This window comes from Chitinophagales bacterium (assembly GCA_020635995.1).
Classification (GTDB): Bacteria; Bacteroidota; Bacteroidia; order Chitinophagales; family UBA8649; genus JAFMKE01.
Window position 1 is genome coordinate 751,220 of record JACJYS010000001.1, and the last position, 22,494, is coordinate 773,713.

Sequence of the window (22,494 nt, forward strand, 5' to 3'; positions counted from 1 at the left end):
ATCCTATGTGATTTTGCATAAGCGATAAAATGAAAACCCAATGCGGAACTTTACTATTTGACCATCTGTTGAAAAAGTCCATTGATTTTTAATATTTTTGTTATCTAAACTATAATTAAAAACAGTTCTATTTCTTTTAACTTTCCAATCTCCAGTAATTTTTACTTTACTTTTTATATCCTCAAAAGTGAAAGTGAAATCCTCATTTACATTAAGAATTATACTGTTATTCATTGAGTTAAGTACACCATAAATACCTGAAATTTTTTCAGTTAAAATAGGGCTTTGCGTAGTTTGTGCTTGTATTTTTGCACAAAACAACATTAATACTAATAATACTAAAGAAATTTTTTTCACGACATGATTATTTTATGCACCCACAAAAAATAGAACCTTCTTCCGGTTCCCAACTGGTATATGTTTCTGAACTGTACCCATTTCCGGTATAATCTTGTACAAATTTGAAAACTACATATTTGCAACCCTCATCACTTGAAACGGCAATAGCAGCTTTTATGCTTCTATTTAGAATTTTACCGGTATATTCATTCTTTTCAATAACCCAGTCAGAATTTCTAAACACCAATTGTTTCATGTCGCCATTCATACCATATAAATTAATCCAATCTTCTTGAGCTATCTTTAATAATTTTGCAGCCAATGTAGGGTCGTTTTTCTTAGAGGCAGGCATGCAAATATTATAATCATTGGGGTTAATAAAAGGCTTGTCTATTACTAAAGTAAATTCTCCCGAAGCTAATATTGTTTCTTCTGGTTCTTGACTTGTTTGATGTCTGGGGTATAATTCAATTTTTATGGTGTGAGAACCTATGGTTAAATTTGATTCCTGATTGATTAAAGCATTAAAATATTCCAAACTACCAATGTCTTTTAGTTTAAAATCAAGAGTGCCGCCAAGAGTAGTGAGCATTTTAATATCATCTTCTGATATAAGTGTAACACCATCAACTTGCTTAGATAAAATATTATCGCGTGCCAACTGACCATCTACATAGATTTTACAATAAAACATGCCATTTCTTTCTAAATAATTTGATTTGTATTTGCTAACCAAGGCATTGAAAACCGATTGGCTAAAAAATGCTCTAAAATGAATAGATTGATTTATGTTAAATGAGTTTTTAAGTGATGCCGATACCACATTTGATGCTGAAATTTTTTCATTAGAAAACACAATTTGTCCAATATGTTCTTTATGAAATGTAGAAGTTATTCCATTATCTTTTACTGGAATATGGTATTGTGCTTCTTCTGCTGCTTTTTTCTGTGCCTCTGCTTCGGCTTGGGCTTTTTCTTTTTCAACTTTGTTTTGTGCTGCCTGCTCTACTCCTTTTTTTGCCTCATCTTTATAGAAAGCAAGTTTTTCTTCAAAAAGCGAAACATCATATTTCGGATCTTTTGTCTTAATTGTGCTTATTTTCTTTTCTAAATCATTTACGTTATCATTAAAAGTGCCTACAAATCCTCCCGAATGCCAATAGGGTGATGCAACATCTTTGTCTAAGCGTTCAATGGTGTTTTTAGCTCCGTCAATATAGGTTTGTGCCGGACTGGAAGTGCTTTCCTCTGTTTTTGTTTCGGTTTTGTTCCCACCTAATTTAGGAATGGACGGTTTTTTAAATTGTGCCTGCAATGAAAACGATATTATTGTAATTATTGCAATTATGATTGTTTTTTTCATGACGGTTTTATTTTAATTGTATTTTTTTAAAAATTATTTTACTGTAATTGGTCAAGTAGCAAACCTTTTTCAGCCTCATTGGGGAAATAAACAAAAGTTACCCAATCGCCTATTTTTTTGCTTTTATAATTTTCTCCGGCAACTTGAACACGCACCTTTTTGTATTCGCCATAAGCTATTGGTTTTACACCTATTTTGTCAAACAAATCATCAACTACATCTTCTCCGCTTTTAATGTCTTTTTTTTCTTGCGTTTCTAATGGTTGCGTATTTAAGCTGTCTTGTTCAAAAAGAGCCAGTTCTAAAAAATGCGTGGTTCTTTTAAATTTTCTGCCTTTTGCATATTCTTTGTTGCTTACCTCAATTATATCTACTATTTGAGCTTGTGTTCTAATGCCGTTTTTTAACAAAGACACTTTGTATTGATGCTTTTGAATACCTACCACCACTAAAAATATTACAATCAATACGCCCAAAACGGCAGCAATTCCAACTAATTTTTTAGGATTTACCATAAGACTATTATTTTATATTTTCACAAGGAATTAACTCTTCTGTAGTAGAAGTACCACTACCATTGCTATAACCCGAACCATTGTACTGTTGATACACTTCAAAAAAGCGATACATTACACACTCTCCGGTTTTATTATTTTTAAAAGCAATGGCTGCTGCACGTTTTCTACCTAAAATTGCACCTGTATATTTTTGTGTTAAAATAGTCCAATCGCTCTCCAATAGGTTTATTTTTAATAAAGTTCTGTTGTAGCCCTGTTTTACACCCTCTTCTTCATAAGCCTTTTTAATGATAGCTTCTGCACCGGCATCTTTTACTACTGCTTTAGGCATAGTTTTATTTTTTAAATACTCGGTATATTGTTCTTTGGCTTTAGATTTTACTCCGGCTTCGCCTCCTAATTCTTTGTCTAAGGCTTCAAATTTTTGATAGGTTTCTTTGATTGCCATTGAATTAGGAATTAGTTTAGAAACGGTTTGCCAGTATCGTTTTTGGTCGGTAAATCTGTTGTAATGTATTAAGGCTTCTTGAACTATTGGAACATCAGTCATTAATGATTTTAAATTGGGTAAATCGGTGCTTAGTGTTCGCCCCGATAATTCTTCAACGAATCTTTGGTAGCTGCTCATGTCAATGCTTGAGATGTCTAAAGCCAGTAATTCATCAGCATCTTCTTGGCTTAAACTGTTTGTTCTGGTAATTATATCAAGCACATCTTTAGTTTTGATATTGCTGTAGTATTGTTCTTTTGCAGCAGCTTTTTGTTCTATATCGGCTGCTTTGCCAGAGCTGCATCTTACTTTAAAATCTTCCAATTGTTGCTCTAATGAGCTGGTGTTATAATTAGGGTCTTTTGTTTTGATGCTTGTAAGCATTCTTTCTAATGTACCAATTTTGCTTTCGGCATTTTTAAAAAATCCTTTGTCTATAGATTCATTAGCTATTTTTAATTGTTGGTTAAAACCATTAATTTGAATTTTTGCGGGACTGTTTGTTTCCATTTGTGCGTATATTTTTATTGTACTTAAAATTAAAAGTGATAGTATTATTATTTTTTTCATGATATTTTATTTATGTTTTATATTTTGTTTTGCTTTTCAATGTTTTTTTAACTCCTCCTCTTGTGTCATGCCGAAGGATTGAGGCATCTACCTTATTAACTTGCAATAAGATTTATTTATTCATTCATTCATATTTGTTTTTAATTGTATTCATTAGCTTCGTTTCTCCCGTTGGCAGAAATGACAAACACGGATTTAATAAACACCCTTTCAGTAGCTATCCCTAAAAGGGTGTTATTTTAACTAACAAAGTATTACCTCTTAATAATTTTGTGTATTGAAGTTTTGTTGCTTTCGGCAGTAAGTTGCAAAAAATAAACCCCATTATTTAAAGAGCTTATATCAATCGTTTTATTATTGCCACTAAAACGCATTAATTGTTTTCCTTGAATATCTACAATAGTAACAAGGGCTATTTGCTCATCTGTTTCAATGTTTACAAAACCCGTAGTTGGGTTTGGATAAATACCTGCATTTAATGAGTTTATATCTTTTATACCCACATTGGTTATGGCCGTACAAGCAGAAGTATCGGAACACAAGCCATTGCTTACTACTACGGCATAATTTCCATTGGCGGTAACAGTGTAGCTTTGGTTGGTAGCTCCAGATATAGGGGTGTTATTGCTGCAATTTATCCATTGATAGCTATAGCCACCGGCAGTAGCTTCTAATACAAAGTTGTTAAAGGTTATAACTGCACTTGGAATGGTATCAATAGTAAGGTTTATGCGGTAAGTAGAATCGCAATTATTGGCAGTAGTAAAACTTTCATTATACACTCCACTGCTGGTATAAGTATTTCCCGCAGGCGAAGTATAACTTTCACAGGCAGAAACGGTTATTTCTTCTAAATAATCTTCACAATATTTTAATGTAAGCATGTATGGGCCTCCGTAAGTGTATGCAGTGTCATATTGGTTTACACCATCATAAATATTAAAATCAATAGCTTGATCAAACTCTCCTTTTATATAAGCATTAAAGTTATCATCTACACAGAAATCTCGTACATAAAGACCGCTATTAGCATTGTTGTTATACACATCATAATGATTTAATACACTTCCATTAGCTCCATCTAATATGATGGCACTTATACCGTAATAATCAGCAAAGGCGTTAAGTGAATCTATTACACCATCCTTTTCAACTAATAAATCTCCTTCAAAATCAACACAAACAGCAATTTTATTATTTTTTGTATAAATGAATTGGGAAGAGTAAGTAAAGCCATAATCAACAGATTCGCTTGCATAAATATTTTCTTTCCAAACTACATTTAAGTTGTTATCTAACTTAAACAAGTAAACGAGCGATTCATAGTTGCTGCCATCGTATAAGCTGGTATAAAGTAAGGGGGCACTTGCACCTTGCCCTAAGTGTAGGGTATCGTATGAATAATAGTAACCAGTTACATATACATTGTCTTGCTGATCCACCGCAATACCTGCTGGGTCAGCATAATCTGTTGTGCCACTATATGAAAAAGAATTAATAAAATTTCCGTTAATATCTAATTTTACAATAAATGTCATTTCCTGATTATTTGTATTAAAATTTCCGTTTACTTCCCAGTGTGCTGCACTAGATGGGTCGGTATCTACGCTATCCAATTCAGAGGCATAACCAGAAATATAAATCTTGTTGTTTTTAATTTCTGTATATACAAAACCTACAGAAGCATATTGATAGCTGCTGTTGCCGTATATTGCTTTAGTCCAAACATAACTCTGGGTGTTTAAGTTGATTTTTATTATCATACCGGAACCTCTATTAGCTGTAAATGAATCAGTGCCGGAAGTAAAATCAAAATCAACGTTTTGTGAAAAACTTCCGGTGCAGTACAAATTATTGTTATCGTCAATATCTAATTCATTAATGAAAACAGCTTGACCATCGCCATATTCAATATGGTTTTGATAGCTGCCGTTTAAATCGTAAAAAGCTATAAAGGTTGTTCGGTTGTTGTAACCCATTGTAGCACTGTAAAGACTTGTATTTGAAATAAATGGAGTAAAGTTAATTCCCGGATTTTGAGTGCGTCCGCTAATCACAATTCTACCGTCTTGACTTATTTTCATATCCCGTATATTAATGTCGCCACTAGAGTAGTGTTGCATAAGTAAAGTAGAACCCAAATAAGTTCCATTAGTGCTCATTTTGCTAAGAACAATAAGATTTGGGTAGCCGCTAGTGCCATTCGTAGAATCGGGCACAATCATATCAACTCCGGCAGTAGGGTCAGCATCAAAGGGCTGATAAGCAGTAATTATAGAATAAACTACGGTATCTACAACTTCTGTTTCATCAATGTAGTAGGTTATATCTCCTGTGGTGTGCCAATCGTAAGAAAACTCTTGTGCATTTACTTTAAGCAATAGAAAGAATGCAATAAATAAAAAGGTAATTTTCATTTTCATAATTTAAAATTTTAATAGTTAATAATAGCAACCATACTTTGCGTATAGTTTTTTTAATACAGCATCAAAAGTAAAAGCACTCTTTTTTAATTAATTGCCATTTTTTCTTAAAAATTAGGTTTTACAAAAGTATTTTAATGTGTTTTTTATACTTTTATGTTATGTTTTAGCTGTTTTATTTTTGTTTTTAAAATAAAAATATTAGGTTTATCAAGTGTTTAATTTAATGCGGTATTAGTATGTCAAAATTGAAAGAAGTTTTTGAGCTGATTCACAGTCTTGAAAAAAATGAAAAGAAGCATTTGAGTATAATGGTAGAGGCACTTGGAGGCAAAGCCACATTGCGTTATGCCCATGCCATTCAAATTATCAATAAGCAAAAAATATATGATAAAGAAAGGCTTAAAAGCAATTTATCTAAAGATGTATCGGGAATGAATTTAACCGAAGCACTTAATAATTTGTATAGTTTTATAAAGCATGCCATGCTTAGTTATCGTAGCCCTAAAGATGCTATATATGAAAGCGAATTGTTTCACATACAGTTTTTAATAAAGAAAAAACTGTATGAATCGGCACATAAAAAATTGCAAGCTATATTGCCAAATTTAGAAGATAAATCAAGCTATGCTATGCTCATGTTTGCAGAAGAATTGCAAGAGAAAATTACTATTTTTTATAAACCGGTAAATGCTGACACCGCTTTTAGAACAAATTTTTTCAAACAACGCAAAGAGCATGCAAGAAGGCTTAATTTGGCAATAGATTTACTTGAAATTAAGTTTCATTTTTTTCAGTTGGCAAGAAATGTAGGCGATCCGCGAACCGAAGAACAGCTTAAACAGTATGTATTGCTTTGGGAGAATGAGAGTTTGCACTTGCCCAATGCTACGATTCCCAATAGGTCGTTTCATTCATTTATTTGGTTAAAAGCAGTTTTAATGAGTATGGTAAATATGCCCAATGCTCAAGAGCAAATTAAGGAGTTTATTGAGGAATTGAAAACACGCATTGGCGGTAGGGTAGCTTTAAAAGGCGAGTACGATTTGCAAGATTTGCGTATTTCGCTCTTATCATCAAGCAATATTATATTGGAAGATGATTTGATAGATATTGAAAACCGATTGCGATTTATAGCCAAAGGAATGCCTAAAACGGGTGTGGCATTGCTAATTGAAAATAAAATAGCCGTATTAAAAACACTTTATTATACCAAGCTAAACAAATATAATGAAGGCGTGGCATATTATGAGAATGAAGTGGCAACAGGACATATTGAAACATGGATAAACACTCCGCTATCGTATGTTACTATAATTTTAACTGCTATAAACTACTTTTTAGCGGGGAAAACAAATGAGTCTTTAGACCTGTTACTTGAAATACAGGATAAAGAAAAAAGTATGGCACCTACATTTTATGTTATTTATAGAATGCTATTGTTGCTGTGTCATTATCAATTAAAAAACACCTTGTATTTAGAGTCTGCCATAAGGTCTTTGCAACGCAATTTAAGCAAAAGAGCTAAGCTATACGCTTTTCAAAAAGCCTTGTTGCGATTTTTGCGAAACAGCAATGATTTGAACAAAATTGATAATAATTTTGAAAAATTATACGACACAATGCAAAAGTTGAGTGTAGGTAAATTTGATAATGCGTATTTTAAAACAGGTAGTTTTATGAAGCTGCTGGAAGCAATACGATGAGAGATGCCACCTTTTTAGGGGTAAAAACAAAAAAAAAGTGCCATTTAATATGACACTTTAATTCTCAAATTAAAAACAAGATGATTAGTCTATTTTGTAAGAATAAATATAGGTTCTGTCTTCATCATATCCAACTTCAAATTCCACATTGCCGTCATCCCAAACGGAATAGGTAGTTTTGTCATCTTCAAGTTCGTCAACAGCACCATATTTCGCAGTAAAATCCTTTTTCCAATCCGCATATAAGGCTTTACAATCTTCAGTATTAACGTTGAAATCATTATCGTAGAAATACACAAACACATCTACCGAATAAAGTGCTTCATCTTCAAAATAAGTATCAACGGAATATTCAAAAGTTCCTATATTTTTTTTGAACCAAACAGCACCATCATCTTCATCGGCAATAGGCATTGATTTCATTTTTTCTTTAACGGTTTCCCTTGAGTCGCCAATGTTAAGGTTTAAAAAGTGTCCACCCGATGCAAAATTAATTTCATCATAAACCGGGCAGTTATGTTTGCTACCGGTGGTTTCTTTAGTAGTATTATTTGTGTCATTTTTGCATGAAAACAGAATCATAAAAATGCTTAGAACAAATAAGGTGGGTTTGAATGGTTTTTTCAACATACATTTAATTTTTTAGTTAATAATATTAGATATGGACACAAACATAATTTGGCTTATGTATTTTTTTTAACCAACATTTTAACTAAAATAGGTTTATCAAAATTAGAAATTAATGATAAATATCTGATTTATAGGTTTAATCTTGTAAGTTGTAGGGGTTTTACAAACAAAAATATATTTATAGAAATAATGCGGAAGTATAGATTGGGTTATTATTTCTAAGTGGTATTACTACCTTGCCAGCCTATTCTTTTTCCACTTGCTTTCTGTTGTTTCAGAAACTAATTTTTGATTTGTAGCACTGTAGTTTTTTCTTTTATTAAAAAGATGTGCGGCTAATGCTGCTGCAATTTCCATTTCTTTTGTGTTTTCAGTATTTAAAGTATCAGCATTAAAATGATTTTTTACAAAACCTGTATCAAATTTACCACTTACAAATGCTTCATGGTTCATTACATAAGCCCCAAAACCTAAAGTGTTTTTTACGCCTTTTATTTGGTATTCTTTTATAGCTCTTTTCATTCTACCTATAGCGGCAGTTCTGCTTTCGGCATGCACTATAAGTTTAGAAATCATGGGATCATAATAAATAGGAATTTGCATACCTTCTTCAAATCCGTCATCTACTCTTACTCCTGGTCCTTCGGGTTTTTTGTAAATTTCTAATTTACCTATGTCGGGTAAGAAGTTATTTTGTGGGTCTTCAGCATAAACACGCAATTCTATAGCATGTCCATTTATTTTTAAATCATTTTGAGTAAAACTCAGCTTTTCTCCTCGGGCTACTTTTACTTGCTCTTTTACTAAATCAATACCTGTAATTAGTTCAGAGACGGGGTGCTCTACTTGTAGTCGGGTATTCATTTCTAAGAAATAATAATTCATATCTCCGTCTAATAAAAACTCTACCGTTCCTGCACCCACATAGTTGCAAGATTTTGCCACATTTATGGCATCTTCGCCCATTTTTTTTCTCAGCTCTGGCGTTAAAACTGCCGATGGAGCTTCTTCTATCACTTTTTGATGCCTACGCTGTATGCTACATTCCCTTTCAAATAAGTAAACATAATTTCCGTGTTTATCTGCTATCACTTGTATTTCTATATGGCGTGGCTTGGTAACATATTTTTCAATAAAAACTGCACCATCTCCAAAAGCAGATTGAGCTTCGCTAATAGCCATGTTCATTTGGTCTTCAAACTCGGCTATATTTTCTACTATTCTCATCCCTTTTCCACCACCGCCTGCTGATGCTTTTATTAAAATAGGGAAACCTATTTCTTTGGCACGTTGCTTAGCAGCGGGTATGTCTGTAATGGCTTCTTCTGTTCCGGGCACTAGTGGAGTATTGTATTTTGCCACGGCTTCTTTGGCTGCTAGTTTGCTTCCCATTATTTCCATGGCGTGGGCAGAAGGTCCTATAAAAGTAATACCTGCTTTTTCTACAGCATTGGCAAAAGCCGAATTTTCGCTTAAAAAACCAAACCCTGGGTGAATGCCATCTACTTTCAGTTTCTTGCAAAAGTCAATAATTTTATCTCCCAACAAATATGAATCTTTAGATGCCGGAGGTCCCAACAAAACAGCTTCGTCTGCGGCTTTAACATGAGGAGCATCTCTATCTGCCTCTGAGTAAACAGCTACGGTTTTTATATCCATTTCTTTTAATGAACGAATAATACGCAAAGCAATTTCTCCTCTATTAGCTATTAGTACTTTTTTCATAGTGTTTTCTGTTGAGTGCCAAATTTACGAATTAAATTGTGCTATAAATAATGTAATTTTAAACAGTTTGATTTAGTACTTATATCAATTTTTTATCCATAAAATAATCAACTATTTTTTCTTTAAGCAAAGTTTCTTGGTCTTTAAAAAGAATATCGGGCATTGGCTTTAGGTTTTCGTAATGTGGCCACCCGTCTTCATCGGTGTGGGTGAACTTGTAGTATCCTTCTTTTTCAAAAAGTGTACAAAGTGCTATATGCATTAAATCTTGTTTCTCTTCTTTCTCCCATTTTTCTTTAAAAATACCTAATTCATTCATGCCTATTAAAAATAAAATAGCATTAATATCTGGTCGCTTGCCAAAACGGTCTTTAATCACTCGCCTAACTGCAAACCAACCTTCTGTAGCATTTGGTTTATTAATATCGTCATTTAATAGAGGCATCGCTTTTTAAATATTTTTATCTAACCAAGCTATTACATCGTTAAGCACATCTTCTTTTACTATATCATTGTGTAGCTCGTGGTAGCCACCTTCATATAATTGAATTTGAGCTTTATCTCCTGCATTTTTAGCAAATTGTTCAGAGCCTTTGTAAGAAGTTATTCTATCGCCCGTGCCGTGTATTAGCAACGTTTTAATTGTTAAATTCTTTGCATTATCAATAGCCCAATCTCCGGCTTCAAAAAATGGTAACGAGAAATTTATAGTTATTTTATCATGCACTAATGGGTCGTTTATGTATTTTTCTACGGCTTCTTTATCTCTTGAAATACCTGCGGCTTCTAAACCTGTACTTTCTTGAAAAGAAGGGTAAATATTTCGCATTATTTTGCCTGCAAATAATTTCCAAGCGGGTGGCTCAAAAGCCAGTTTTAGCATAGGACTTGATAAAACTGCCAATTTGATTTTAGTCGGTCTTTTTAAAATATAATTAGCTGCCACATTACCTCCCATACTGTGTCCGTATAGTATTTTAGGCAGGTTTTTATCTAAAAATTCATCACATTTATCAAACAAAACATCTACACTGTCTAAAACAGCTCTGTAGCCGGGGCAATCGCCACGCTTTCCTTTTGTTTTTCCGTGCCCGTAGTGGTCAAAAGCTATAACAGAATAGCCTGCATTATTCATTTTATTGGCAAAAAATCCGTCATATCTCGTGCTGTGTTCGCCCATGCCATGCACTAAAATTATATTTGCTTTAGCATTTTCGGCTTTCCAGTATTGACCAAAAAAATCTGTTTTTCCTATTTTGAAATTAAATGTTTGATGTGCCATTTTTTTTTGCGTTTTATTTTTTTGCGTATAGCTTTTTTATTTCTTCTGTAGCTTTATCTGCCACACTTTTATAGTCAACCATTTCATTTTCTAAAGCTAATTTTTGAGCACTGCTTAAACCTTTTTCATGGGTTTCTGCTCTTACTTCTTCCGCTTTAGTATTAAATGTAGATTGTATATTCATTAATGAATTTATAGCTACATTTTTAGCATGGTCTCCTTTGTCGTTATTTCCATAATCTACTATTTTGTTAATGCCGTCTAATGCCATTTGGGAGTTCATCCTGCTCAATAATTTAGAATAATAATAAGCGGCATACATTCTTTTATATTGGTCGCTGTCGTTTATCATTAAATCTGTAAAATAGGGAGCTTTATCTGCTTCGCCATATTCGCTATAAATATAACCTATGGCATCTGCTGTGGCGTAGCTTTTTTCGGTTTCAAATTTTTGGGCTTCTGCTAAAGCCTTAGTTTCATTTATGGAAGCTAAACCATGCAAACCGGCAGCATTTACATTAAATGAATTTGCCGTAATGGCTTTATCAAATGTTGCTTCATATTTTTTGTCTTCTAAATCACTTAGTGCATACAATGCCTCGGCTCTTAAATCGGTATTTACAGTAGCATCGTTGCCTAACTGTTGTGTTTTTTGTAGTGCCAATTCACTATTTTCAGATGTTAAATCAATAGATGCTACAGCTTCTTTTTGCACCATCCAATAATTATCTTCTAAAGCTTTTGTTAAAGTTTTTTTGGCAATTTCTGTTGTGTTATTATCTGCAAAATGCTGAACGGCATAAAATCTGTCTAACATTGTTTTACCTAATTCGTACTGTTTTGCCCAGTGCTGTTCTGTTTGATTATTATTTATTTCAGCTAAAGTTACTTTTTTGGCATCTACATCTACCCACGCAGCTTCTCCATTGGTAGGAAATTCAAATTCTTGTTCTTTTGTATCAAAAACTATATTTTTTGTTTCGCTACTTCCATCGGCTTTAAAAATTATTACTTCCATTGGCAAATTGTACACTAAATAATCTTCGGCACTTGGCTTTTGAGTCATTTTTACTACTACATTACTATCTGTATAAGTATAATTAATGTCAATAACCGGATGCCCGGCACTTAAAAACCATTGATTGAAAAACCAGTTTAAATCTCTACCTGTTACTGCCTCAAAAGCTAAACGCAAGTTGTGTATTTCTACAGATTGAAATTTGTTGTCTTCTAAATATTTTTTTAAGGATAAAAAGAAAGCTTCATCGCCTACCACTTCTCTTAGCATATTTAAAATAACGCCACCTTTAGCATAGCTATGGCTGTCAAACATATCATCTGCTTTGCTGTAATGAAATCTTATTAAATCTACTTGTTTTCCTTTGGATGCTTCATTAAAATATCCACGCATATCTTCATAAAGCTTTCTGTATTTTTCATTTTCTCCGTATTCGTGTTCTCTCCACAGCACTTCTCCATAAGTGGCAAAAGATTCATTAAGTGGTAAGTTTGACCAGCTTTCGCAGGTTACTAAATCGCCAAACCAATGGTGAAATAGCTCGTGAGAAACAATATCTTCAGTAAAAGTATCATCATTTAGTTCTTTTTCGGTTAGTTGTACAAAATCTCCAAATACTACTGCCGATGTGTTTTCCATTGCTCCACTTACATATTCTCTTACACATACTTGCCAATATTTATCCCATTCATAATCTACATCTAAAACTTGAGTAAAGAAATCTAACATTTTTGGTGTTTTGCCAAATATTTTTCTGGCTACATCTTTGTATTCTTCCTCTACAAAATAATCTACCGAAAGCCCATTCCATTCATCTTTAACTTGTGCATATTCTCCTATTGCCATCATAAATAAATAAGGAGCATGAGGTTTATCTTGTTTCCAAGTTATGGTTCTTGTGCCATCATTATTGTCTATATCGCTTACCATATAACCATTTGACATGGCTATGTATTTTTTATCTACAGTTATGCTTATTTCTTGCGTAGTACGTTCATTAGGCTTATCTATAGTTGGAAACCAAACGGAATTACTTTCCGTTTCGCCTTGCGTCCAAATTTGCTTAGGTACATCTTTCTGCTCGCCTAAAGGATTTATAAAATAAAGTCCTTTATCATCTTTAATAGCACTTAGTTCCTCTGTTTTATTTTCTAATTCATTAGGTTTAGAAATGTAATCTATAAGAATAGTGTATTCTTCATTTCTATGGTAAATTTTGTCTAAATTAATAGTTATTTGCTCTTGGTTGTACATATAGTCTAAAGCAGTACCATTAGAGAGCGTAATGCTGTTAATATCCATACCTTTAGCATCTAATACTAAACGATTTGTAGCATAAAAGTAAGGTTTAAAAGTAAGTGTGGCTTTACCAAAAAGATACTGTTTTTGCCAATCAAAACTTACGTCTAAATCTGTGTGTAATAAATCATTTTTTCTTTCGTAAGTGGCACGGTAAGGTGTTCTTTCTCTTTCTATTACAATTTCGTCCAGCATTTTATCTTTTTCATCTAAAAAATCTTTAGTTGAACCTGCCTTTTGAGCAGTTTTGCACGCAGATAAAAGCATTATTGCCAGTAAAAAATATGTTATTTTATTCATATAAGGTGTTATTGAAGTTTACAAAGATACTTCAATTATTTTTTAACGTTTAAATTTCTCTATTTTTGTAGATTAAAACGTCATACTTATGTTAAAAGTTAAAGTAAATAATAAAGAATATGAAATTAGCAAAGAAAGCGATTGGGATATAATAGAACAAGGCGATACTTTTCATATTTTAAAAGATTTTAAATCGTATAGATGTGTGCTTTTAAGTAAAGATGACAACCTTAAAAACATGACGATAAGTGTAAACGACACGCCTTATACTATAAATATAAAAGACCAAAACGATTTATTGCTTGAAAAAATGGGCATGTCGGATATAACGGTAAAACGTTTTGAAAATGTAAAAGCTCCTATGCCGGGCTTAGTGCTGAGTTTAAAAGTAAAGGAAGGCGATACCATAGCAGAGGGCGATACTCTGCTGGTATTAGAAGCAATGAAAATGGAAAATATGCTTAAAAGTTCTGGTGCAGGAGTTATTAAAAAGATATTGGTTAAAGAAAAAGAAGCGGTAGAAAAAGGTCAAATACTTATTGAAATGCAATAATTTTTTCTTTCCACTATCTGTTGATTTCTATTTATACAGATATTAGCTTCAGCATAAAGTATTTCTATCTTTGCAGAAAATAATTTACCATGAAACTTTTAGACGGCAAAACTCTATCTCTAACCATTAAAGAAGAAATAAAATTAGAGGTTGAAAAACGTATTGCCCAAGGGAGAAAACGTCCGCACTTAGCCGCTATTTTAGTTGGAAATGATGGAGCAAGCGAAACTTATGTAGGACACAAAGTAAAAAGTTGCCAGCAAGTTGGTTTTCAATCTACGCTACTCCGTTTTGATGAAAATGCAACAGAGCAAGAAGTGCTAAATGCTGTAAATCAACTAAATAATGATAATGATATAGATGGATTTATTGTTCAACTTCCATTGCCTAAGCATATTGATGAAGAAAAAATAATAAATGCCATAAACCCCAATAAAGATGTTGACGGTTTTCACCCAAGTAATGTAGGTAAGCTTACTTTAGGTTTGCCAACTTATGTTTCGGCAACGCCTAAAGGTATAATGACGCTTTTAGAAAGAAATAATGTAACTACAGAAGGTAAACATTGTGTAGTAATAGGCAGAAGCAATATTGTAGGGCGTCCTATGAGTATTTTGATGAGTCAATCCGGAAATCCGGGTAATGCCACGGTTACTATTTGCCATTCTCGCACTCAAAATTTAAAAGAACTTTGTTTGCAAGCAGATATTTTGATTGTTGCTTTAGGCAAAGCAGAATTTGTTACAGCCGATATGGTAAAAGAAGGAGCTACGGTAATAGATGTAGGCATAACAAGAGTAAAAGACGAAAGCAAGAAAAGTGGCTACGCTTTAAAAGGCGATGTAAAATTTGATGAAGTAGCTCCAAAATGTGAGTATATAACTCCCGTTCCGGGCGGTGTGGGGCCAATGACGGTGGTGTCTTTAATGCAAAATACTTTGCAGGCAGCAGAGGAGAAATGAACTCACAAAAAATATATACGTACTATTACAAAACTCTGGTAGGAGAATTAATTTTAGGAGATTTTAATAATAAACTGTGTCTTGCAGACTGGCGATACAGAAAAATGCGTAATGCCATTGATAAACGAATTTCAGGTGGATTAAACGCTCAATTTGAAGAACAAAAAACAGAATTGATAGAAAAAACAATTCTACAGTTGGAAGAATATTTTTCTGTAAAAAGAACGGTTTTTGATTTGCCTTTGCAGTTTGTAGGCACTAATTTTCAGCAAGAAGTTTGGAATACACTTATTCAAATTCCTTATGGAACTACAAGTAGTTATATAGATTTGGCTAAGAAAATGAATAATGAAAAAGCCATAAGAGCTATAGCTGGTGCTAATGGAGCAAACGCTATTTCTATAATAGTGCCCTGCCACCGAATTATAGGAAAAGATGGTTCATTGGTAGGTTATGCAGGTGGCTTGCCGGCTAAGAAAAAACTGCTGCAACTTGAAAACCCCGAAAAGGAAAATCAATTGGAATTATTTTAAAACACTACATCATTTTAACCCTTTTCAATAAATAAGGTGTTAATATTTGATGGAAAGGTTTTTGAATATCTACAGGAACAAAATCTATTTTATATTGGGCACATTTGAGCTTTATTTTTTGTTCAAATTCGTGCATAAAATCTTGATATTTTTTCTTCACTTCATTGGCGTGAAGTTTTACCTCATTATTAGTTTCCATATCTACAAATAAATACGGGCGGTTGTCAAAATCAAATTCTATTTCATGTTTTCTATCTACCACATGAAATAAAACTACTTCGTGCTTATTATATTTTAAATGTAGCAGTGCATCAAAAACATCATCTTGATTGTTGCTTTGCATCATATCGCTAAAAATAATTACTAAAGAACGTTTGTGTATTTGCTCAGCTATTTCGTGTATGCTTTGAGCAGCATTGGTTTGTACATTCAGTTTTTCATTAGCTATCACTTTTTCCAGCTCATTATAAATGCCGTTTATATGTACAGAATTTGATTTAGCTTGCGTAATAGTATCTACTTTATCTGAAAACAAAGCTATTCCCGTAGCATCACGTTGTTTGCGAAGCAATTCTATTAAACCCGAAGCGGCTAAAACGGAAAAATTAAGCTTATTTAGTTTTTTGTCTTCTAACGGGTAATACATAGAAGAGGAAGTATCTAACACAATGTGGCATCTAAGATTAGTTTCTTCGTCAAAGCGTTTTGTAAATAGTTTGTCAGTGCGGGCATAAACTTTCCAGTCAATATTTTTAGTAGATTCTCCGGGGTTGTAAAGCCTATGCTCTGCAAATTCAACAGAAAAACCATGAAAAGGGCTACGGTGCAAGCCTACAATAAATCCTTCAACTACTTGTTTAGCTAAAAAAGAAAGATTTTTAATTTCCTGTACTTCTTTAAGTTCGTATAACGCCATTGTGGTTTAAATATAATGAAATTGCAAGAAAAAAATTATTGTACAGCCATTGAATCATTGGCTACATCATTTATTAAAGAATCTAAAAACTGGTTTAGTTCTTCGTCTGTTTTATCAGAAAAATCAAAATCTTGATAAAAACCCCAACTTTCTTCTAAATCTATCAATCTATAAATTTTACCTTTTACAGCATATTCTCCACTAAAATCTACTTCTTCTGGCCATTCTTCATCTAAGCCAAAATCCCAATTTTTTGGTATAAAAACATCTCCTTCATACACTTCAAACTGAACATCTTCATAAAGTTTGTTTGCTATTTTTACATCTTCATTTTTAAGAGCTTCTGTAGCATATTTTTCATATTCATCAGGATTTTTTAAGTACAAATCGTGCCAAACTACGTAAGTGTTTCTCATTAAATTTACCAGTCCGTTTTCTTTAATAGTTATGGTGCTGTCAAAAATAGCTTCGCCTTCTATAACTGCCGTAAATTCATGTTCTCCTTTAGGAAGTTTTAAAGTAAGTGTGGTATATCCGGCTAATTCCTGTGTTTTGCCATCTACGGTAAGGTGCATGGTAGAAAAATCGTCATTATCTATAATTATTTCGTTATTAAAAAAAGAAGTGCAAGCACTTAAAAGAAATAAACTAAAAGAAATAAATAAGAAAAGTAAGGTGTTTTTCATGTTTGATGAATATTAGGGCAAAGATAAAATAATTAATAAGTTTACCTTTGCAAAATGCTTCGTGTTAACAATATTTCAGTTGAATTTGGTGGAAAATTTCTGTTTGATGACATTACTTTTCAGGTAGGAGACAGAGAACGGGTGGGATTGACAGGCAAAAATGGTGCTGGGAAATCTACATTGCTAAAAATTATTTCTAATCAGCAGCGTGCTAATAGCGGCACTATAGAAACTGCCAATAATTATACTATCGGTTATTTGCCACAAGATATTGATATAGATAGTAGTTTGAGTGTGATAGAGGAAACCCGAAAAGCTTTTGAAAAAGTAAATAAATTAGAAGCAGAAATTGAAGATATTCAGCATCAGTTAGTTAATAGAACCGACTATGAAAGTGAAAGTTATTTAGAATTGATTAATCAACTTTCAGAAAAAGAACACATGCTGCACACTATTGGAGCTACACAAAACGATGCAGAAATAGAGCGTGTTTTAAAGGGTTTAGGTTTTGAAAGCCATGAAATGGATATACCTGTTAATACCCTTAGTGGTGGCTGGCAAATGCGTATAGTTTTAGCTAAAATTTTATTGCAAAAACCCAGTTTAATTTTATTAGATGAGCCTACCAATCACCTTGATATTGAGTCAATTATATGGCTTGAAGAATTTTTGGTAAATTATGAAGGAGCAACAATACTTATTTCGCACGACAAGCAATTTTTAGACAATGTAACTACCCGAACTATAGAAATAGTAATGGGCAAAATAGAAGATTACAAATGCAATTATTCTAATTATTTAGAGCAAAGGCAAGAGCGAATAGAGAAGCAAGTGCAGGCTAAAAAAAATCAAGATGAGTTTATAAAGCAAACCGAAAGAAATATAGAAAAATTTAGGGCGAAAGCAACAAAAGCAAAATTTGCTCAAAATTTGATGAAAAAATTAGATAATCTTGAGAAAATAGAAGTTGACCAAAGCGATAACAGCCTTATTCATTTTCAGTTTCAAAAGCCACCACGCTCAGGAAAAGTAGTAGTAAAAGCAGAAAATGTACAAAAATCTTATGGCAAAAAATTAGTACTTAATCATTTGAATTTTGAAATATTAAGAGGCGAGAAAATAGCTTTTGTAGGTAAAAATGGCATGGGTAAAACCACTTTGGCTAAAATGATAGTGGGCGAAATACCTTATAAAGGCAATTTAGAACTGGGACACAATGTGAGTTTAGCTTTTTATGCTCAGCACCAAGCGGAGAGTTTAGATGGCGATAGGACAGTTTTGCAAACCATAGACGATGCTGCTACTGGAGATATGCGAACACAGGTAAGGAATTTATTGGGAGCTTTTTTGTTTAGTGGCGAAGATGTAGAAAAAAAAGTAAAAGTGCTCAGCGGTGGCGAAAAAGGAAGATTGGCAATGGCTAAATTATTGCTTGAACCATCAAATTTATTGGTGCTTGATGAACCTACAAATCATTTAGATATGCGTTCTAAAAACCAGTTAAAGAAGGCTATTCAGCAGTTTGAAGGTACGGTTATAGTCGTGTCGCACGACAGGGATTTTTTGCAAGGCTTAACCGATAAAGTTTTTGAATTTAAAGATAAAGGCATAAAAGAACATATAGGCGATATTAATGAATTTTTAAGAGCCAGAAAAGCAAGTGATTTTAGAGCGTTTGAATTAGATAAAAAAAAGGAAGAAGAAAAAACTGTAGTTAAGTCCTCAGTAAATAGTAAAGAGGATTATGCTTTACGCAAAGAGTTGAGAAGTGTGGAAGGTAAAATAACTACGCTGGAAGAAAAAATAAACCAAACAGAAGAGCAGTTGAAAGACCCGGAAAAATATCAAGAATTAAGTAAAAATCCTGCATTTTTTAAAGATTACGAAAAAATGAAAGACGATTTAAGCAAACTGATGGAGCAGTGGGAAGAAATAGCTGTTAAAATAGAAGGGTAAAATATAGTTAAACTTACATTTTGCTTATTACAAACAAAAATAATCTTTTACTTTTGCATAGTGTAAGCCCGGGTGGAGAAACTGGTAGACTCGCCATCTTGAGGGGGTGGTGGCAGCAATGCCGTGCAAGTTCAAATCTTGTTCCGGGCACTTTTATTTTTTTACAAAATTCCTCATTATCACTTTGCTATCCATAGTTATAGCTACTTTGTAAAATCCCGAATTTAAAGATTCTACATTTATACTTGTGCTATTATTTTGTTGCTGTAAACAAAGCTGCCCAAGCGAGTTGTATATTTTAATGCTTGATATAGAAGCTTCATTTTTATTTATTCTTAAAATATGCTCTGCCGGATTAGGGAATAAAACAAGCGTGCTTTCTTCAGTTATATTTTTAATAGAAGTATAGGTGGTATCGTATTTTAAATTTAAAACAGGAGCAAAATCGCTATCGCTGGCGTTAGTAAATTTTACGGTGCCGTCTGTTGTACTTGTACTTTTTATTAAAAATTGAGTGTTGCTATTTTTAGTTATAAACTCATTCATAGTGGCGGGTAGTTCTATTCTTATCCACGATTGAGTTTGATTATTTGAACCAAAAACACAAGGCGTTTCATCCATATCGGTATTAGCAGTATAGTCAGCAGCATCTATGGTAATAGTTGAGCCCAAATTACCACTTTTAACACTAACTTCTACGGGAGAACTTAAAGGATTATCGCCTGTTATTTCTTCTATTCTTAAAAATATTTCAGCATTAGTTACTTTTTGCCAATCCATATTTTGGGTGTTAAAATTTAAAACTGTGGCAAAATCTTCGCTACCATTTTTACCTAAAATTAAATCATTAGAAACATTTTGAGCAGAAGAAACACTTCCGTCATTGCTTAATGTAGAAAGCAAATATTGGTCGTCCATTAAAAATTTATGATAAAATTTTTGAGTATGGTAGCCAATTAAATCTCTATATCCTTTAGGCGATAAATGAAAACAATCTCTTGTTATGCCCAAATAATCTCTCATAGATTCTTTAGGAGAAGGATAACTTGGGTCGCCAAAAGGCAAAGGTTGAGTAAAAGGAGGATATGTGCCTCCCGGAGCAACTCCCAACACATCATTTTGACCAAAAGTGTATTGCATTAATGCGGGTGCTTTATAAAATTCAACTTGTGGTTCTGTGTTAGCATAGTCTTCCATAAGCGTACTAAAATCGTTTAGTATAGTATTTATTTGCAAAAAAGTAGGCTGTCCCATGCTGTTCCATGTTCCATAAAATGGATGACTATTTCCCAAAGGATTATTAACAGTTAGTATTTCTTCAAAATTAGGATAAACATATCCACTAAATACTATTTTAATTCCCGGTTTTGTTGATTTTAAAAAGTTGACAACATCAAGAGTTCTGGCATAAACACTATCTATCAACTCATCTAATTGAGCTTGCGTAAAATTTACATTCCAATCGCCTAAAACATCATTTCCGGCTATGCTGAGGTGTATAGCTTCAATACTGGGGTTGTCATTTATTAAGTTTTGTATTTCTGTTTGCTTACTACTACCTTGAAAATCATCTGTTTCAGCTCCGTTTTCTGCCACAGTGGGGTTACTTAAAAATTTGTAGTGTGTATGTCCCCATTTTTCAAAAACATTATCAATAGTACCATCTACATACATAAAGAATGCCCAGCTATCGCCAATTAATAGCACTTTTGTTTCGTCATTTTCAGAACATTGAGCATTTAATTGTAGGGTAAAAAAGGAGATAATAAGAGTAAAAAGTAAAGTTTTGTTCATTGTAGTTTATGTTTGTGTCCCCTAATTTATAAAAAATATTTTATTTAATTATTTGCAGAACCAATTTTTAAATTCCTTTCTTTATTTTTACACTATGATAAGTAGAGATATATACACAGAAGAGCAAGAAATGTTTCGTCAATCGGTAAGAGATTTTATTGCTAAAGAAATAACACCTTATAATGCAAAATGGGAAAAAGACCAGATGGTTAGTAAAGAATCTTGGTTAAAGTTGGGCGAAGCGGGTTTTTTGTGTATGCAAGCTCCTGAAAAATATGGAGGACTGGGAATTACAGATTTTAGATACAATACTATTTTAACGGAAGAATTAGGCTTAACAGGTTGTGCCGGTCCCGCTGTAGGATATCCTTTGCACAACGATATTGTTTTTCCATATATTTTGCATTACGGAAAAGAGAGTTTATTAGAAAAAGTAGTTCCTAAATGTATTAGTGGAGAAAATGTGCTGGCTATAGCTATGACCGAACCGGGAGCGGGAAGCGATTTGCAAGGCATGAGAAGTACGGCAGAAGATAAAGGCGATTATTATTTGCTAAATGGTAGTAAAACATTTATAACCAATGGATATTTGGCTGGGGGAGTAGTGGTGGCTGCTAAAACTGACCCTACAAAAGGAGCAAAAGGTATTAGTTTATTTTATGTAGATGCAGAAAGTGAGGGTTTTACCAAAGGACAGCCTTTTGAAAAAATAGGTTTGCACGCACAAGATACTTGCGAGTTATTTTTTGAAAATGTAAAAATTCCTAAAGAAAACTTGCTGGGAAATGAAGGCGAAGGCTTTAAATATTTAATGACAGAGTTAGCTCAAGAAAGATTAGTAGTAGCCATTGGAGCTATAGCTCAAGCAGAAAATGCTTTAAATAAAACCGTACAATACGTAAAAGAAAGAGCCGCTTTTGGTACTACTGTAGATAAATTTCAAAATACACGATTTAAAATAGCGGAACTAACCACAGAAGTACAAATAGGCAGAGTATTTTTAGATAAATGTGTGCAACTGCATAATAATAAAAAATTAGACCAAGCTACTGCCAGCATGGCAAAATATTGGTTAACAGACTTACAGTTTAAAGTAGCAGAAGAAGGCTTGCAACTGCATGGTGGTTATGGTTATATTTGGGAATACGATATTGCCCGTGCGTGGGCAGACAGCCGTGTGCAACGCATTTATGCCGGTACTAATGAAATAATGAAAGAATTGATTGCCAGAAGTGTTTTAGGGAAGTTAAAGTAGCTAGGTAAGACAAGAAAGACCACATAGTACCCATTCATAGTGAATTATTGGCTGAATTAAGGCAGTATTTCCGTGCTGTCGGGAGTTTCCTCCCGACATTTCTAATAGAATGTTTATTTTTCTTATGGTAGGTCTTATTTGCACGTACCAATCTTTATATAATTCTCCCTAAACTG

The 22,494-nt window shown here is 33.2% G+C and carries 19 protein-coding genes and 1 tRNA gene; 7 read left to right on the forward strand and 13 right to left on the reverse strand.

Translation table 11 applies throughout. The annotated features are described in order from the left end of the window. Positions 1-3: 3 nt before the first annotated feature. The 5 genes from H6578_03240 to H6578_03260 all read right to left on the reverse strand — a co-directional run bounded on the left by H6578_03240 (position 4) and on the right by H6578_03260 (position 5,697). Positions 4-357 carry a hypothetical protein gene (locus H6578_03240; GenBank protein MCB9226176.1) on the reverse strand — a complete coding sequence of 118 codons (354 nt, stop codon included), beginning with the start codon at positions 355-357 and terminating at the stop codon, positions 4-6. Between the two features lie 7 nt (positions 358-364). Beyond that, a complete protein-coding gene (locus H6578_03245) occupies positions 365-1,702 on the reverse strand; it encodes a hypothetical protein (GenBank protein ID MCB9226177.1) in 1,338 nt (445 codons plus the stop codon). Between the two features lie 38 nt (positions 1,703-1,740). Next, positions 1,741-2,217 carry a hypothetical protein gene (locus H6578_03250; protein MCB9226178.1) on the reverse strand — a complete coding sequence of 159 codons (477 nt, stop codon included), beginning with the start codon at positions 2,215-2,217 and terminating at the stop codon, positions 1,741-1,743. Positions 2,218-2,224: 7 nt separating this feature from the next. Next, on the reverse strand, positions 2,225-3,280 hold the full coding sequence (locus H6578_03255; GenBank protein MCB9226179.1) for a hypothetical protein: 1,056 nt from the start codon (positions 3,278-3,280) through the stop codon (positions 2,225-2,227). Between the two features lie 254 nt (positions 3,281-3,534). After that, complete coding sequence (locus H6578_03260) at positions 3,535-5,697, reverse strand: T9SS type A sorting domain-containing protein (protein MCB9226180.1); 2,163 nt, start codon at positions 5,695-5,697, stop codon at positions 3,535-3,537. A gap of 245 nt (positions 5,698-5,942) precedes the next feature. Between H6578_03260 and H6578_03265 the strand changes: the two genes are divergently transcribed. Continuing rightward, positions 5,943-7,409 (forward strand): hypothetical protein, encoded by a 1,467-nt coding sequence (locus H6578_03265; protein ID MCB9226181.1) that lies wholly within the window; start codon positions 5,943-5,945, stop codon positions 7,407-7,409. An 84-nt stretch (positions 7,410-7,493) separates the two neighbouring features. Here H6578_03265 and H6578_03270 read toward each other — a convergent pair whose 3' ends face one another. The 5 genes from H6578_03270 to H6578_03290 all read right to left on the reverse strand — a co-directional run bounded on the left by H6578_03270 (position 7,494) and on the right by H6578_03290 (position 13,663). Further along, positions 7,494-8,036, reverse strand: coding sequence for a hypothetical protein (locus H6578_03270; protein MCB9226182.1), 543 nt, complete (start codon positions 8,034-8,036; stop codon positions 7,494-7,496). Positions 8,037-8,270: 234 nt separating this feature from the next. Further along, positions 8,271-9,764, reverse strand: a complete 1,494-nt coding sequence (locus tag H6578_03275; protein MCB9226183.1) for an acetyl-CoA carboxylase biotin carboxylase subunit — start codon at positions 9,762-9,764, stop codon at positions 8,271-8,273. 79 nt (positions 9,765-9,843) lie between these two features. Further along, the gene (locus tag H6578_03280; protein ID MCB9226184.1) at positions 9,844-10,209 is read right to left on the reverse strand and encodes a hypothetical protein; all 366 of its coding nucleotides are present in this window, start codon (positions 10,207-10,209) and stop codon (positions 9,844-9,846) included. 6 nt (positions 10,210-10,215) lie between these two features. After that, complete coding sequence (locus H6578_03285; GenBank protein MCB9226185.1) at positions 10,216-11,046, reverse strand: lysophospholipase; 831 nt, start codon at positions 11,044-11,046, stop codon at positions 10,216-10,218. Between the two features lie 13 nt (positions 11,047-11,059). Next, on the reverse strand, positions 11,060-13,663 hold the full coding sequence (locus H6578_03290) for a M1 family metallopeptidase (GenBank protein ID MCB9226186.1): 2,604 nt from the start codon (positions 13,661-13,663) through the stop codon (positions 11,060-11,062). A gap of 88 nt (positions 13,664-13,751) precedes the next feature. Here H6578_03290 and H6578_03295 point away from each other — a divergent pair, with 88 nt between their 5' ends. The 3 genes from H6578_03295 (at position 13,752) to H6578_03305 (ending at position 15,711) form a co-directional block, all read left to right on the forward strand. Next, the gene (locus H6578_03295; GenBank protein ID MCB9226187.1) at positions 13,752-14,216 is read left to right on the forward strand and encodes a biotin/lipoyl-binding protein; all 465 of its coding nucleotides are present in this window, start codon (positions 13,752-13,754) and stop codon (positions 14,214-14,216) included. 89 nt (positions 14,217-14,305) lie between these two features. After that, on the forward strand, positions 14,306-15,178 hold the full coding sequence (gene folD, locus H6578_03300) for a bifunctional methylenetetrahydrofolate dehydrogenase/methenyltetrahydrofolate cyclohydrolase FolD (protein ID MCB9226188.1): 873 nt from the start codon (positions 14,306-14,308) through the stop codon (positions 15,176-15,178). Continuing rightward, complete coding sequence (locus tag H6578_03305) at positions 15,175-15,711, forward strand: methylated-DNA--[protein]-cysteine S-methyltransferase (GenBank protein MCB9226189.1); 537 nt, start codon at positions 15,175-15,177, stop codon at positions 15,709-15,711. Before folD ends, H6578_03305 begins: the two co-directional genes overlap by 4 nt. A gap of 4 nt (positions 15,712-15,715) precedes the next feature. On the opposite strand, the gene H6578_03310 is transcribed toward H6578_03305, so the two are convergent. Together H6578_03310 and H6578_03315 are read right to left on the reverse strand one after the other, a co-directional pair. Continuing rightward, positions 15,716-16,627: a DUF58 domain-containing protein gene (locus tag H6578_03310; protein ID MCB9226190.1), complete on the reverse strand. Its 912-nt coding sequence runs from the start codon at positions 16,625-16,627 to the stop codon at positions 15,716-15,718. 35 nt (positions 16,628-16,662) lie between these two features. Beyond that, positions 16,663-17,313 carry a hypothetical protein gene (locus H6578_03315; GenBank protein ID MCB9226191.1) on the reverse strand — a complete coding sequence of 217 codons (651 nt, stop codon included), beginning with the start codon at positions 17,311-17,313 and terminating at the stop codon, positions 16,663-16,665. A gap of 54 nt (positions 17,314-17,367) precedes the next feature. Between H6578_03315 and H6578_03320 the strand changes: the two genes are divergently transcribed. Together H6578_03320 and H6578_03325 are read left to right on the forward strand one after the other, a co-directional pair. Continuing rightward, positions 17,368-19,269 carry an ABC-F family ATP-binding cassette domain-containing protein gene (locus H6578_03320; protein ID MCB9226192.1) on the forward strand — a complete coding sequence of 634 codons (1,902 nt, stop codon included), beginning with the start codon at positions 17,368-17,370 and terminating at the stop codon, positions 19,267-19,269. Positions 19,270-19,335: 66 nt separating this feature from the next. After that, a tRNA-Leu gene (locus H6578_03325) sits at positions 19,336-19,419 on the forward strand. 3 nt (positions 19,420-19,422) lie between these two features. Here H6578_03325 and H6578_03330 read toward each other — a convergent pair. Beyond that, the gene (locus H6578_03330; protein ID MCB9226193.1) at positions 19,423-21,063 is read right to left on the reverse strand and encodes a T9SS type A sorting domain-containing protein; all 1,641 of its coding nucleotides are present in this window, start codon (positions 21,061-21,063) and stop codon (positions 19,423-19,425) included. A gap of 94 nt (positions 21,064-21,157) precedes the next feature. On the opposite strand from H6578_03330, the gene H6578_03335 reads away from it, so the two are divergent. Then, on the forward strand, positions 21,158-22,318 hold the full coding sequence (locus tag H6578_03335) for an acyl-CoA dehydrogenase family protein (GenBank protein MCB9226194.1): 1,161 nt from the start codon (positions 21,158-21,160) through the stop codon (positions 22,316-22,318). Positions 22,319-22,494 lie beyond the last annotated feature (176 nt).